This is a genomic window from Brevibacillus gelatini, from assembly GCF_050920745.1.
Classification (GTDB): domain Bacteria; phylum Bacillota; class Bacilli; order Brevibacillales; family Brevibacillaceae; genus Brevibacillus; species Brevibacillus gelatini.
In genome coordinates this window covers 2499412-2513014 of record NZ_CP154342.1, presented here as the reverse complement: position 1 = coordinate 2513014, position 13603 = coordinate 2499412, and the positions used below count along the sequence as shown (strand labels likewise).

The following is a 13603-nucleotide window of genomic DNA, read 5'->3' as shown; positions in this document are numbered from 1 at the left end:
GAACAAGAAAAGATTGACAGACAATAAGAACAGGTGATAAGGTAGATGACAATATATCCTAGTTAACAAATAGGAATAGTAAAAATATATTTTGCTTCGTACATAAGGAGGAACCGACATGAGAAAAACGAACAAGTGGCTTCAGCTTTCCACCACAGCAGCGCTCATCACCGCGCTGGCTCTCCCGGCGACAGCGGGAGCCGCAGCGAATCAGCCTGTTGCGGTCCTGGCCAAAGAAGCGGCAAACGCAACAGCGCAGGCAGAGTACGGCAGCTTTTTGTTGCAGCAATACGGCATCTCCCTTGACAAGGCAGTGACCCGCGGGCAATTTTCCCAGGCACTGGCCAAGGTGGTAGCGGCTACCCAAAGTATAACGGAAAAAGAAGCAAACGCGAAAGGCTACGTTCCGCAAGCCGCGGGTACGGCGAAAATCGCCGCCTGGGAAGCGATCAGCGCCGCTGTGAAGGCGGCTGATTTGGCCGAGCTTGCTTACACGTACAGCGAGGACAAAGTGGCGGCGTCCCTGAAAACGGCGGGCATTGCCTATCAACAGGGAGGGACACTTTCCTTGCAGGCTGCACAGGAAGTAGCCGTTGCCCTTGACACCGGGCTTGTGTCTGCGAGCACGCTTTCCGCGATCAAGGCAGACGGTGACACGACCGGAGAACTGGCTGTGCAACTGCTGGGGAAAGTCGTAGAGTTCCACGGCAACTACAAGAACTACCTGGGCAACGTGCAGGATGCGGACATTTACGGAAAGCTCGCGCAAGCCTGGAGCGAATCGTCGCTTATCAAGGCGGGAGAGCTGCAAGAGATCATCGACACGGGCCTCAAGCAAAACCTGATTACCGGCTACAACCTGAAAGACGCTGCCTTCGATCCGCACTTTGATCCGGAGCGCACCATTACTTACGGACACAGCGACATTGCTCACGCCATTCAACTGATCGGTCTGTTGAAAAGCGAAGGCATCCACGCCAAAGTCCAGTTCGAGCCGAAAACATCTGCCTTCATCTACTTGAAGGAATGGGGCGAGCCTACCCAGTCGGATGATTATCAGGTCGTGCAGATTGAAAATGGCAATTTTATCGCCTATGCAAAAGAATACGACTTGAGCTTCGAGTTTGCGAGCAAAGCCGAGAAGGAACGCTTCCAGCCATTGGTGCTGAAGTATGCGAAACGATATCAGGAAGACGTGACGGGCCTGCTGAAAGCATCCTGGTGGCAGCCGCTCTACCACTCCCGTACGGAGCTGGCCGACTATCCGGTCATCACGAACAACCTCATCAAGGAAGGTCGCTACATCGTCCAGACGTTCTCCCTGAACGAGGAGTCGCCAAAAGTGGTGGCGGGCCTGAAAAAACTGAGCGACAAGCTGAACGTGGAAACGTACAAGTTCTGGGTTGACCAGCCATTCTTCAACTATTTGCACGGCGAATCGAAGTAAGCCTGTTTTGTCCATGCAATAAAACCGATCAATCGCAAAAAGCCTTGCTTTGCCCAAGCGGTGGGAGCAAGGCTTTTTGCAGTAAACCCGCATGGAGTCAGGAGAAAATATTGGCAATCATTCGGTATGTTTTGCTAAACTGGGAAAGATAGTCGAAGTAAGGTTGATCGGGGAGGGACTACCGTGTTGGCGAAATACGTGTTTCTTTTGCTTACAAGCTTTGGTTTGCTTGCAACCGGTTCATTGGCCGGTGTGGCTACGGGCATGCAGCAGACCGTACCGGGCCAGGTCGGAACAGATCAGGCGAATGCTGCGCAGGAGCTGGCGCAAACTTCACTCGTCCACGTGTTCCAGAGTGGCCAATGGCAACGGGACGCACTGGGCAAATTTTTGGGACAAGCCGTCAAGACGTTCGACGATTATGCGTATTATCAGGCGGGAATTGCCGTCAAGTGGGATGAAAACGGGCAAGCGTTTGGCGTGTTGGCTGAGCCGGGCTACCAGGGAGAAATCGTTCCGGGCATCACCGCTCAGACGCCCAGGCAGGAGATTTTGCGCAAGCTGGGCACCCCAGCCTTCACTGAACAGGAGTACGGGCTGATCGGATATTCCTATCAGGATTACTACTTGTTTGTCACTTTTGACGAACAAAAAGGGAAGGCGTTTTCTCTCTATCGCCGCGATCGTGTGCCAGACGTGAGTACGCTTGTCGATATGGCGCAGCATTTGCAAGCGTATGGAGAGAAGCTCGCCGAGCCGGCTGCTTCCGCTGCTTTTTCCATTTTTGGCACCTGGGGCCAGCCTGACTTTACTTACCATCTGCACGGAATTGGCACGTATGCCTGGGAATATCCGTCGATTGGCATTGCCTACGACGGTGCGCCGGAAGAGGGGACATTGACGATCTACAGCAATTTCCCGGCAAAAGATGTGCTGTCTTCCCTGGTGAAGCTTCCCCATGTCAGCCTCTCTCCGGAAGATGCGCTCGTTGTGGCCGAAAAGCAGCGAATCGAGCAAGAAAAGGCCAATATTGTAAAAGTGAAAAGCGAGGGAATATTTTCGCCGGACCGAAAAACAGTGGCCGTCATCGACTCGGAAGGTCTGTACAGCTCCGCCAATATCCGTTTTTACGATTGGAAGGACAAGCCTGTCGCCCAGTTTTTTCCTGGGCATTTCGTGGAGAAAGTTGTCTGGTTGGACCACCACTGGATCTATTATGAAACGATGAACGAAGCTGGTGTCTACCATGTCCCCACGCAAAAGGCAACTGCCATTTTGTCCTGGGACGAGCAGCAAGCGGTGCCGATCACGATGTTTGATGTCAATGAAACACGTCTCGATCTGGCGAAAAAGGAGATTGCGTTTGTGTGCGGGGACAAGCCAGACAAAACGTACACGGTGCAATACCAGCTTGCCGGAGAGCGTATCCAACTTGATTGGAAAAAATGAAGCCGCATCTAGTCAGCGGATTGTTCGCCTTTCTTTTCCGCCAAATAGGCGCGCATGCCGCGTATGAACAGCTCGCGGATTACCTCTTGCTGTGTCTTGCTGCTGACGAGCGCGCGAATTTGCTCCAGCTCGGCTACCAGCTCGGAATCCAGGTGCAGGTTGACGGTCTTCCCTTTGTGGCGCGGGTGAATTTCCCCATGTCCGCCGCTCGCGTTGATCTGTCCGTCCACAACCGTGCGCGGATCGAGCTGCTTTGGGTCTGGTATATACAGGCATGGTGCCTCCAAAATAATATGGGTCAGTCCTTCGCTGAAACGGATCGCGAGGGGCTGCCCCTTTTTTTTGTGAAAATCGCGAATTTGTCGGGACAGCTCCTGATTGTCCGCAGTATTTTCCAGTATGATAACGGCCAGTTCCATAGTGCCTCCTTACGGGAGAAACAAATCTTCTTCCGGTACTTGAAGCACGACTTCTCCCGTTGTCTCCAATTGAACGTCGTAAAAGAAACGCAGGTCGCGGCGCGAAACGGCAGTGACCAATGCCCAGCCTGTGTCCCGGCAGGCATGACGGAAGCGCACGCGGTCCAGCACTTCGTACGCGGGGGCGAGCAGCCCTTTTTCATACAAAAATGACAGCACTGTTTCGCGCGGGTACAGAAACCGTTTGTTCCCCTGTTTGCTCGCCAAAAGCGGAAAAGCTTCCCGTTCCTCCACACCTTCACCCAGGCAGCCGCGATCTGACCAGCGCTTGATCGTAGCCATGCTGCCGATGCGGACATGTTTTTGCTCCAATAACGCAAGAATTTCCCGCGAAGACATGTACGCTTTGCGCTGCGCCAACTGCTCGTGATAGCATTGTTGCTCGCTTTCCAGTTCGGCAAGCTGTGTGGTCAGCTCTGCTATGTGCTGTTTGATTTGCGCGATCTTGCGGGTGTAGTCTTTCATCCTGACAGACTCCTTGACAGACGTGGTTACTGTTAGCCTATTCGGGTGTGAAATCATTCATGACTGCGGGCGGCGATTGATTGCACGAAAAACATATGTTGATAGGAAACGAAACAATCATAAAACGGGGCTGCTGCACATTGATTAATAGCAAGCATCTTATTTTTGCTGGCAAGGAGGCTGTGTATGGATGAGCGACCCGTTGGACTTGCAAAAAAATTTCAGCGAAGTGGTGAGCGCCCTAAAGCCGAAGGAAGCGATTGATGAAGCGAATCGCTGTCTGTTCTGCTACGACGCGCCCTGTATCAAGGCTTGCCCCACGTCGATTGACATTCCGATGTTCATTCGTAAAATCGCAACAGGCAATCTGCTCGGCTCCGCGAGGACGATCATGGAAGCCAATCCGGTTGGGGCAAGCTGTGCGCGCGTATGTCCGACAGAGGAATTGTGCGAAGGAGCCTGTGTGCTCAACCACGCCTCCAGACCGATTATGATCGGGCTGCTTCAGCGCCATGCGACAGACTGGGCGATCCGCAACAACGTGACCTTGTTTGAAAAAGGGGAGCCCAACGGCAAGCGGGTGGCGATTGTCGGAGCGGGGCCAGCCGGACTGTCGGCGGCGCGGGAGCTTGCCCGGCTTGGCTATGCGGTCACGATCTACGAGGCAAAAGAAAAAGCGGGCGGGCTGAACACATACGGCATCGTGTCCTTCCGGCTGCCGCAGGAAATCCCGCTCTGGGAGGTTGAGCAGGTCGAAGCATTGGGCGTTACCATCAAGACGAACACGCGCATTGGCGTTGACATCATGCCAGACGAGCTGATGGAAAGTTATGATTCGGTCCTGCTGGCAGTCGGCATGGGCAACGTGCCTTCCTTGCACATTCCCGGAGAAGAGCTGGAAGGCGTATTGGACGCGATTGCTTTGGTGGAGGAGACAAAGACCGGGCCGCTTCCTACAGAGATGGTCGGCAAAAAAGTGGTCGTGATCGGCGCGGGAAATACAGCGATTGACGCTGCGACCTGTTCAAAGCGGCTGGGAGCAGACCATGTGCAGATTTTGTACCGCAGAACGGCGCAGGAAATGAGCTGCTACCAGTTCGAGTACGAGTTCGCCAAGCAGGATGGCGTGGAGTTTCGCTGGCTCGTGGCTCCGAAGCGCGTTTTGGGAAGCAATGGGCGCGTGACTGGGCTGGAGCTGATCCGGATGGAGCTGGGTGAGCCGGATGCCAAAGGCCGAAAACGCCCGGTACCGATTCCGGGGAGTGAGTTTTCCATCGAGGTCGACTTTGTGGTGAAAGCGATTGGCCAAAACCGCCACGTGGCCTTGGTTGAGCAGTTTGGCCTGCAGCATGAAAACGGCATCGTCAGCGTCGAGGAAGGCACGTACCGGACTTCGCACCCGAAAGTGTTTGCCGCCGGGGATGTCATTTTTGGCGGAGGAAAAACGGATGCGATGGTCGTCGACGCGGCCAATCACGGAAAGCGTGCCGCTCATGCGATTGACAAGGCGATCCGCGACCAGAAGCAGCCTGTTTAGGGGATTAATGTACAGAACATTCTGACCTTATTTTTGGAAGCGCTTTTTCGCAGAGCGTGAGTCTGGCAGGGGAGTACGGCGTGCCTGTGGCAGCGCCAATAAGATGGAGGAGAGCAATCATGGCCGATCTTTCTATCAATCTGGCAGGGATTCAATCCCCGAATCCGTTCTGGCTGGCATCCGCGCCGCCGACGAACTCGGGGTACCAGGTCCAGCGGGCTTTTGAAGCGGGCTGGGGCGGAGCCGTCTGGAAAACGCTCGGGGAGCCGATCATCAACGTCTCGTCGCGGTTCGCCGGACTGACTTTTGGCGGGCAGCGGGTATTTGGGTTCAACAACATCGAGCTGATTACCGACAAACCGCTTGCGGTCAATCTGAAGGAAATGGATGAGACGAAAAAACGGTTTCCCAAGCATACGCTGATCGCCTCGCTCATGGTCGAGCACAAGCGGGAGGCGTGGCATGAAATCGTCAAAAAAGTGGAGGCAATCGGCGTTGACGGCCTGGAGCTGAACTTCGGCTGTCCGCACGGGATGGCGGAGCGGGGCATGGGCTCGGCTGTCGGGCAGCACCCCGATCTGATCCGCCAGCAGGTCGAATGGGTCAAAGAAGTCGCAAAGACGCCTGTCATCGTCAAGCTTACCCCGAACATTACTGACATTCGCTTTACCGCCAGGGCGGCTGCGGAAGGCGGAGCCGACGCGATCAGCATGATTAACACGATCAACAGCCTGATGGGCGTCGATCTGGACAAATGGCTGCCGATTCCGCACGTCGATGGAAAAGGAGCACATGGCGGCTATTGCGGGCCAGCGGTAAAGCCGATTGCCCTGAACATGGTCGCCGAGTGTGCCCGCGACCCGTTTGTAGGCGTGCCGATTTCCGGCATCGGCGGGATTTCCAACTGGCGGGATGCGGTCGAATTTTTGCTCATGGGAGCAACCGGTGTGCAAGTATGCACAGCCGCGATGCACCACGGCTTTCGGATCGTGGAAGACATGATCGACGGCTTGAACAACTACCTCGACCAGCGCGGGATTGCCTCGGTCATGGACATCGTCGGCAAGGCCGTACACACGTATTCGGATTGGGGCAACCTGAACCTGAACTACAAGGTGGTCGCCCGCATCCATGAAGAAACCTGTATCCACTGCAACAAATGCCATATCGCCTGCGAGGACACCTCTCATCAGTGCATTGAGATCGTAAGGGACGATGCGACGGGGAAGGAGCGGCTGGTGGTGCGCGAGGAAGACTGCGTCGGCTGCAATCTGTGCTCCATCGTCTGTCCGGTGGAAGGAACAATCGAGATGGTGGAGATTCCGACAGGCAAGCCGCCGCTTTCCTGGAACCAGCGCCAGGCGGCCTTGGCGGGCGGCGGCAGTTGCGAGACGTGAAAAACAGGCTGTTTGGCATGAAGAGGACTTCAGCGGAATAAGCATGTACGAGGGTAGTGTTGTCTCATTCATGCACGCCAGGGAAAGGAGCGAGGAAGGTCATGAAAAAATGGATTCGCAACGGCACGATTGTGACGGCGTCAGACACGTATCAGGCAGACGTGCTGATCGACGGCGATAAGGTAGTCGCGATCGGCACGGACTTGCAAGCGACGGATGCAGAGGTCATCGACGCAACCGGGTACTATGTGCTTCCGGGCGGGATCGATCCGCACACGCACCTTGACATGCCGTTTGGCGGCACGGTGACATCGGATAACTTTTTCACCGGGACAAAAGCCGCCGCATTCGGCGGGACGACGAGCATCATTGACTTTTGCCTGACGAGCAAAGGCGAGTCGCTCCACTCTGCGATTGCGACCTGGCACGAAAAAGCGAGGGGCAAAGCCGTCATTGACTACGGCTTCCACCTGATGGTGTCCGATGCCAATGACCACGTGCTGGAAGAACTGGAGTCGGTCGTGAACAACGAGGGAATTACCTCGCTCAAAGTGTTCATGGCGTACAAAAATGTGCTGATGGCCGACGACGAGACCTTGTTCAAGACGCTGATCCGCGCACGTGAGCTGGGAGCATTGGTTCAGGTGCATGCGGAGAACGGAGATGTCATTGATTATTTGACGAGGAAGGCGCTCGCCCAAGGGAATACCGATCCGATCTACCACGCCTACACCCGGCCGCCTGAAGCGGAGGGAGAGGCGACCGGACGCGCGATTGCCCTCACGGCGCTGGCGGATGCGCAGTTGTACGTCGTGCACGTTTCCTGCGCCGATGCCGTCCGCCGGATTGCCGAAGCGCGCGAAAAAGGCTGGAACGTCTACGGCGAAACATGTCCGCAATATTTGGTGCTCGATATGACCGCGCTCGAAAAGCCGGACTTCGCAGGGGCGAAATACGTCTGGTCTCCGCCGCTGCGGGAAAAGTGGAACCAGGACGTACTGTGGAGCGCCCTGAAAAACGGCATTTTGCAAACCGTCGGCTCCGACCATTGCGCGTTCAACTTCTCCGGGCAAAAAGAACTGGGCCGCGGAGATTTTACGAAGATTCCGAATGGCGGCCCGATCATCGAGGACCGCATGACCATTCTCTTTTCCGAAGGCGTCCGCAAAGGAAAAATCAGCCTGAACCAATTCGTGGACATCACCTCCACCAAGGTCGCCAAGCTGTTCGGCATGTTTCCGCAAAAAGGCACGATTGCAGTCGGCTCCGATGCGGACATCGTTTTGTTCGACCCGACTGCGGAGCGGACGATCTCGGTGGAGACACACCATATGAATGTCGACTACAACCCGTTTGAGGGCATGCAAGTATGCGGCGATGTCATTTCCGTCCTGTCCCGCGGCTCGTTCGTCGTCCGCGACAAGCAGTTTGTCGGCCATGCCGGGGCGGGCCGCTTCGTGAAGCGTTCGACATTTGCCAGACCATAGCTGTTCAAAAACTTGGGTGAGGAGGAGCAAGATGGCAGATAAAGTGACAATCGGTCTGATTCAGGCCAAAAACGACGTGCACGGCGATGAACCCGTTCATCTCCACAAGGAAAAAGCGATCGAGAAACACGTGAAAATGGTGCGGGAGGCGGCTGGCAAAGGGGCGCAAATCATCTGTCTGCAGGAAATTTTTTACGGCCCTTATTTTTGTGCGGAACAAAGCACGAAATGGTACGACGCGGCGGAAGAGGTGCCGAACGGACCGACTGTGCAGCAGTTTTCCGCGCTGGCCAGGGAGCTCGGGACCGTTCTGATCTTGCCCGTGTATGAAAAGGTTGGCATCGGCACGTATTACAATACGGCAGCCGTCATTGATGCAGACGGCACGTACCTGGGCAAGTACCGCAAGCAGCACATCCCGCATGTAGGGGTGGGCAGCAGCGGCTGTGGCTTCTGGGAAAAGTTTTACTTCAAGCCGGGAAACCTGGGCTACCCGGTGTTCGATACGGCTTTTGCCAAGGTAGGCGTGTACATCTGCTACGACCGCCACTTCCCGGAAGGGGCGCGGCTGCTTGCCCTAAATGGCGCAGAAATCGTCTTCAATCCTTCCGCTACCGTCGCCGGACTGTCCGAGTATTTGTGGAAGCTCGAACAGCCCGCACACGCGGTGGCAAACGGCTACTACGTCGCCGCCATTAATCGCGTGGGGACGGAAGCACCGTGGAACATGGGGGAATTTTACGGACAGTCCTACCTGGTCGATCCGCGCGGACAGTTTGTCGCTGTCGGCAGCCGCGACCAGGACGAGGTGATCGTGGCGGACATGGATCGCGAAAAGATCAGGGAAGTGCGGGATACGTGGCAATTTTTCCGCGATCGTCGCCCGGAGACGTACGGCGATATGGTCAAATTGCTGCCGTAAAACAAAGGAGGGGGAGACGCCAGACACGCGTCTTCCTCCTTTTCGCATCTCGGCCTGACTGTTGTTCACGAAAAACGGCAAAAAGGAGCGGCCAGAAATGAAGCAGACGGTTTTTCGGGGAGTCGAGTACGAAGAAGCACTGCGGGTCGTCAAGGCGCAGCGCTACGAACGGGCAGAACGCCGCCAGTTCACCAACGGAGCGAGTGCGAAGGCGGTGTTTGGAGCGGGTGTCTATCTGGTGAGCAATCCGCTTGTGGCCGCCCAGTACGCGATCTGCCACGCTGAGACGATCGGGGACAAAGCCGCAGTGCTTAAGCAGCAGCTCGCTTTGCCGGGACTTTTCTGTTTGGACGAGCGCTACGGCGAAAATGAGCTGCGCAACGAGGCGCTGCAGCACAGACATGGCGCGGAGGAACTGGAGCGGCGCGTCGCTGAGCTTGCGTACGAGGAATGGCTGGAATGGACCGGGGATGAGGTGCGGGCCTATCTGCTCTCCTGTGGATACCGGGGGATTCGCTATCGGATCAGCCCGGAGCTTACGTACTATGTTTGCTATGAGCCTGATTCGCAAATTGAAGACATTACGCTTCTTTCGGTGCTTGAAGTGTGAGGGATCAACCGAGACGATCGACGGGTGGAGCGCAGTACGGGGACGATGAGACTGTCATAAAAAGGTCCAGGTTGCCAGTGTGTTTCGGCATTGTACCGGGACACACTGGTTGGGACGTTTACCTTTTATGGCGGATCCATGAAAGTTCTGCTTAAAGCTTCCGCTTCGGATGTATGGTTTCTATTTTCTTTTCCGGCATCATGATTTTCATGATAATAGATTTTCTTTTTGCGCTGTCTGTCAGCCACATAGCCAAGAACAAGCACGGGTACGACAAAAGCCAAAATGATTCCCCAAAACATGCCATAACCTCCTTGTCAAACGTTACTTTTTCCATAACATCCTATGATGAAACATTTCTCAGGATTTCTGTTCGTATGACAATCCGTCTGAAAAAAAGCCCCCTCCAGGTACCAGTGTCGCACCAAGCTTGCGCAACTTGGCCTTTCTCACTGTCTACCTGAAAGGGGATCCTATCAACTCACCGCGCCATAAAGGAGTGGCCGCAAACTTTAATATCCAGGGTCTGGAACTTTTTGGGGAGAATTAGACTTTTCGTGGCTAATTCCATGAGAAGCATCCATTGCAAAAAGAGCATCGTTCTTGCTGTTTTGATCCGAAACATTCAGTGCGAAAAAAGAGCCAAACGCCAAAGTTAAAGCTACAAGCAGAAAAGATGCCTTTTTTTTCATGTAATCACCAGACCTTTCATTTTTTTCTAACAATTACATTATAAAGCTTTTCTAATTCCTGTAAAACCTCTAAATTCAACATTTTTCCAAAAACGAGATGAGAGCGAATCAGGAGAGATGTATTCTCGATAATCTCCCGATAAGCACCAATCTCCCCGTAATATTGGATGCTCTTCTGTAAACACTCTATTCCCGCATCAAGTATGCCTTGCTCAATCATGAATTTCCCTTTTAAGCTGTAGTAGAGCCCTACTTGATCGAATATATAGGGTGTTTCGATCTCGGCGGGTAGAATCGAGCTCTCTTGGTGAAAAATGGTTTGTGCGGCGTGCAAATCCTCCATTTTCAGAAAAATGTTCAGCAAGTCATTTGCAATGGGGATGCGTGCATTTGGCTTTGACCGTTCCAGGCACTTCTCAAATAACGGAATGGCCTTCCGATAGTCTTCTGTCTTGGAATAGAGAATGGCCCGTAGGTACTCGGCATTTTCTTGTACATAGGGATAGTCGAATTTTTCATATTCTTTCAGAAAAACATTGGCAAGTATGTAATCTTCCAAAAATAAATAGGAATTACAGGTTGCCAAAGTAGCTGCCGCCTGTAACTCGCTTGCTTCCTGGTTTTTGGACAAGCCCTTTCGACAGTGTTCAATACATTCACCGTACAGTTTCAAACTAAACGCTTGTAATCCCAGCCGGTAGAGAGCAATGACTTGGTCGTTTTCATGCAGGTAATGCAAGTAGTGCAACAGCTCCTTCCCTTCGTTGTAGGAGTGTTCCCGGCGAGCCAAGTCTTTGCGCTTAATCAAATATTTCTGAAAAAGCGCGCGGGCAAGATAGACAGGTATTCCATGCTCACGAGCGTATTTCAAAATCGTATCGTAAAGCAGCACCTGAATTTTTTCATCTTCCACCAGACCTGCATATTGGTAAAGGCCGTCTAGCGTCTGGAATGTATCCAATCGGGTACAGGCTAATATTTTTTCGGAGATTTTCTGAATGGATCTATGATGCTTATGAGTAATAGCCTTGTCCAGTAAGAAGTGCAGCATTTCAAGGTTTCTCACATAGTGGATACAGCCGCCGATCATTTGATCGAATGGGATTCCCAAAGCCTCAGCGAGTGTAAGGAGATGGCGCGGATTGGGCCTCTGGATGCCGTTGTTTTCAATCTTGCTGATGGTAGCATGGGAGAGGGTAGTCTTCTCCGATAATTCGGTTAAAGTCAAATTGGCACGATTTCTGTATTCTTTTACAAGATCACCGATCAAGCAGAACACCTTCCTGTTTTATCCATTTATAGTGAATGATAACATCATTTTACATTTTTACACTAAATTTTATAAAAAGGAAAAAAGATTTTACCAAATATTGAAGCTAAAAAGGAACACTCCAAATAACATTTTGCCTGAAAAAAATCCCCTCCAGGTACCAGTGTCACACCAAGCTTGCGCAACTTGGCCTTTCTCACTGTCTACCTGAAAGGGGATAGTGAAAAGGTGTCATTTTATATCCTGCTTCCGCCTCAGGAAGCGCGCGACTCCTCTGCTTGTGTCGTGATCTGGTCGTACTCTTTTTGGCTCAAGATCGAGGCGTCGTTTTTCATCATCCACGTGTAGATCGCAAGCGAGATCAGGAGCCCAACCGTCCAGGCGTTGTCCCAGATGAGATGGAGGCCGGGAATGAACTTGCTGACAAACGGAATGGCAATCCCGATCAGCATCGCCCAGATCGCTCTTACGTTAAAACCTGTCTTGTAGGCGTACATGCCGTTATGTTTGTACAGCTCTACCAGGTGAATGCGCCGTTTGCGTACGAGCCAGTAGTCCGCAATCGCAATCCCGTCAATCGGGCCAAGCAGTGCGCCATACGTGCCGAGCCAGAGAAAAATATAATTACCGAAATTTTCTAAAATATACCACGGCTGCATGAGCAGGGAGACGACTCCGGCGATAATCGCTCCGGCTTCGTAGGAGAGTCGGCGTGGCGCGAGATTTTCCACGGCACGGGCGGGGGCGACGATGTTGGCGGCCACATTGGTAGTCAAGGTAGCAAGAACGATCCCGATTGTACCAAGGAAGATGGCGAATGGCGAGAACTTGGCCAGCACGGCAGCAGGGTCCCAAAGTGCTTCTCCGTAGATCACCACGGTAGCGGAGGCAACGGCTACCCCGATAAAGGAGAAGAAGCCCATGGTCGTCGGCAGAGAAGAGGATTGCCCGATGATTTGCGCTTTTTGACTTTTGGCGTAACGGCAGAAGTCGGGGATATTGAGCGCCATGGTTGCCCAGAAGGCGATTGCTCCTGTCAGGGCCGGGAAAAAGACTTGCAAAAATTCGCCAATCGAGGTGAATTTGGAAGGTGCGGAGAGCATCGGGCCCCATCCGCCTGCTTTGGTCAAAGCCCATACGAGCAAGGCGAGACTCATGATAATCAGGATCGGCGCTGCCCAGGCTTCCATCTTTTTGATCGCTTCCGGACCGCGATAGGCGACCCATACGTTCAGGAGCCAAAAACCGAAAAAGGAGATCCACAGATGGCCGGGGACATTGGCCCAGTCTGTCATCGACATGAGCAGCGTATCGATGGCGGCACCGCCAAACCAACAGTTGATGCCAAACCAGCCGGCTCCGATCAGGCCGCGGGCGACCGCCGGGATGTGTGCGCCCTTGGAGCCGAACCAGAGTCGGGCGAACACAGGGTAGGGGATGCCGAATTTCGTTCCGGCATGAGAGTTGAGAAGAATAGGAATAAGGACAATACAGTTTCCGAGAATAATGGTCAAAATCGCCTGCCACCAGCTCATGCCCAACGAGATCAGCCCGGCTGCCATCGCGTACGTGGGAAGACAGATCGACATTCCGATCCAAAGACTGGCAAAGTTGTACGCCGTCCACGAATGCTCAGCTTTGGTAGTCGGCCGCAGCCCTTCATTATAGAGCGAGCTGTGACTGATGAGGTCCTCCCCTTCTTTTGTCAGGGTGACGATTCCGTTCACTTCTTCCTGCGTCTTCATTTTTTCCCTCCTTTTTATTGACAAAATCACTCGTATTTTGACAACTGCCCCCAGGTTGTCTGAAATACAAGTTGTAACATTATATTGGGGGAAGGAAGACCTA

At 53.4% G+C, this 13603-nt stretch carries 13 protein-coding genes; 7 read left to right on the top strand and 6 right to left on the bottom strand.

Going from position 1 to position 13603, the window contains the following annotated elements; all coding sequences use genetic code 11:
- Nucleotides 1-118: 118 nt before the first annotated feature.
- Nucleotides 119-1447 (top strand): hypothetical protein, encoded by a 1329-nt coding sequence (locus AAFJ72_RS11995; protein WP_432774145.1) that lies wholly within the window; start codon nt 119-121, stop codon nt 1445-1447.
- Between the two features lie 183 nt (nt 1448-1630).
- Complete coding sequence (locus AAFJ72_RS11990; RefSeq protein ID WP_432774144.1) at nt 1631-2896, top strand: hypothetical protein; 1266 nt, start codon at nt 1631-1633, stop codon at nt 2894-2896.
- Nucleotides 2897-2904: 8 nt separating this feature from the next.
- Here the strand turns inward: AAFJ72_RS11990 and AAFJ72_RS11985 are convergent, their stop codons facing one another.
- Together AAFJ72_RS11985 and AAFJ72_RS11980 are read right to left on the bottom strand one after the other, a co-directional pair.
- A complete protein-coding gene (locus AAFJ72_RS11985; RefSeq protein WP_432774143.1) occupies nt 2905-3315 on the bottom strand; it encodes a hypothetical protein in 411 nt (136 codons plus the stop codon).
- Between the two features lie 9 nt (nt 3316-3324).
- On the bottom strand, nt 3325-3840 hold the full coding sequence (locus AAFJ72_RS11980) for a hypothetical protein (protein WP_432774142.1): 516 nt from the start codon (nt 3838-3840) through the stop codon (nt 3325-3327).
- Nucleotides 3841-4030: 190 nt separating this feature from the next.
- Between AAFJ72_RS11980 and AAFJ72_RS11975 the strand changes: the two genes are divergently transcribed.
- The 5 genes from AAFJ72_RS11975 to AAFJ72_RS11955 all read left to right on the top strand — a co-directional run bounded on the left by AAFJ72_RS11975 (nt 4031) and on the right by AAFJ72_RS11955 (nt 9793).
- Nucleotides 4031-5377 (top strand): NAD(P)-dependent oxidoreductase, encoded by a 1347-nt coding sequence (locus AAFJ72_RS11975; RefSeq protein ID WP_432774141.1) that lies wholly within the window; start codon nt 4031-4033, stop codon nt 5375-5377.
- Between the two features lie 119 nt (nt 5378-5496).
- Nucleotides 5497-6774, top strand: a complete 1278-nt coding sequence (gene preA / locus AAFJ72_RS11970; RefSeq protein ID WP_432774140.1) for an NAD-dependent dihydropyrimidine dehydrogenase subunit PreA — start codon at nt 5497-5499, stop codon at nt 6772-6774.
- Nucleotides 6775-6875: 101 nt separating this feature from the next.
- Nucleotides 6876-8261 (top strand): dihydropyrimidinase, encoded by a 1386-nt coding sequence (gene hydA, locus AAFJ72_RS11965; protein WP_432774139.1) that lies wholly within the window; start codon nt 6876-6878, stop codon nt 8259-8261.
- A gap of 31 nt (nt 8262-8292) precedes the next feature.
- Complete coding sequence (locus AAFJ72_RS11960) at nt 8293-9183, top strand: nitrilase-related carbon-nitrogen hydrolase (protein ID WP_432774138.1); 891 nt, start codon at nt 8293-8295, stop codon at nt 9181-9183.
- Nucleotides 9184-9280: 97 nt separating this feature from the next.
- On the top strand, nt 9281-9793 hold the full coding sequence (locus AAFJ72_RS11955) for a hypothetical protein (protein ID WP_432774137.1): 513 nt from the start codon (nt 9281-9283) through the stop codon (nt 9791-9793).
- 125 nt (nt 9794-9918) lie between these two features.
- Here AAFJ72_RS11955 and AAFJ72_RS11950 read toward each other — a convergent pair whose 3' ends face one another.
- From AAFJ72_RS11950 to AAFJ72_RS11935, 4 genes are all read right to left on the bottom strand, one after another.
- Entirely contained in the window at nt 9919-10095 is a 177-nt protein-coding gene (locus tag AAFJ72_RS11950) for a hypothetical protein (protein WP_170163476.1), read from the bottom strand.
- Nucleotides 10096-10305: 210 nt separating this feature from the next.
- Entirely contained in the window at nt 10306-10485 is a 180-nt protein-coding gene (locus AAFJ72_RS11945; protein ID WP_432774136.1) for a hypothetical protein, read from the bottom strand.
- 16 nt (nt 10486-10501) lie between these two features.
- The gene (locus AAFJ72_RS11940; protein ID WP_432774135.1) at nt 10502-11755 is read right to left on the bottom strand and encodes a helix-turn-helix domain-containing protein; all 1254 of its coding nucleotides are present in this window, start codon (nt 11753-11755) and stop codon (nt 10502-10504) included.
- A gap of 254 nt (nt 11756-12009) precedes the next feature.
- Nucleotides 12010-13500 (bottom strand): NCS1 family nucleobase:cation symporter-1, encoded by a 1491-nt coding sequence (locus AAFJ72_RS11935; RefSeq protein WP_432774134.1) that lies wholly within the window; start codon nt 13498-13500, stop codon nt 12010-12012.
- Between the last annotated feature and the right edge of the window lie 103 nt (nt 13501-13603).

What these genes read in the sequence shown, in the direction of transcription:
- AAFJ72_RS11980 (WP_432774142.1), bottom strand. Translation starts at nt 3,840, where the DNA reads ATGAAAGACTACACCCGCAAGATCGCGCAAATCAAACAGCACATAGCA.
- AAFJ72_RS11975 (WP_432774141.1), top strand. Translation starts at nt 4,031, where the DNA reads ATGAGCGACCCGTTGGACTTGCAAAAAAATTTCAGCGAAGTGGTGAGC.
- AAFJ72_RS11935 (WP_432774134.1), bottom strand. Translation starts at nt 13,500, where the DNA reads ATGAAGACGCAGGAAGAAGTGAACGGAATCGTCACCCTGACAAAAGAA.
- AAFJ72_RS11960 (WP_432774138.1), top strand. Translation starts at nt 8,293, where the DNA reads ATGGCAGATAAAGTGACAATCGGTCTGATTCAGGCCAAAAACGACGTG.
- AAFJ72_RS11995 (WP_432774145.1), top strand. Translation starts at nt 119, where the DNA reads ATGAGAAAAACGAACAAGTGGCTTCAGCTTTCCACCACAGCAGCGCTC.
- AAFJ72_RS11950 (WP_170163476.1), bottom strand. Translation starts at nt 10,095, where the DNA reads ATGTTTTGGGGAATCATTTTGGCTTTTGTCGTACCCGTGCTTGTTCTT.
- hydA (WP_432774139.1), top strand. Translation starts at nt 6,876, where the DNA reads ATGAAAAAATGGATTCGCAACGGCACGATTGTGACGGCGTCAGACACG.
- AAFJ72_RS11955 (WP_432774137.1), top strand. Translation starts at nt 9,281, where the DNA reads ATGAAGCAGACGGTTTTTCGGGGAGTCGAGTACGAAGAAGCACTGCGG.
- AAFJ72_RS11985 (WP_432774143.1), bottom strand. Translation starts at nt 3,315, where the DNA reads ATGGAACTGGCCGTTATCATACTGGAAAATACTGCGGACAATCAGGAG.
- preA (WP_432774140.1), top strand. Translation starts at nt 5,497, where the DNA reads ATGGCCGATCTTTCTATCAATCTGGCAGGGATTCAATCCCCGAATCCG.
- AAFJ72_RS11945 (WP_432774136.1), bottom strand. Translation starts at nt 10,485, where the DNA reads ATGAAAAAAAAGGCATCTTTTCTGCTTGTAGCTTTAACTTTGGCGTTT.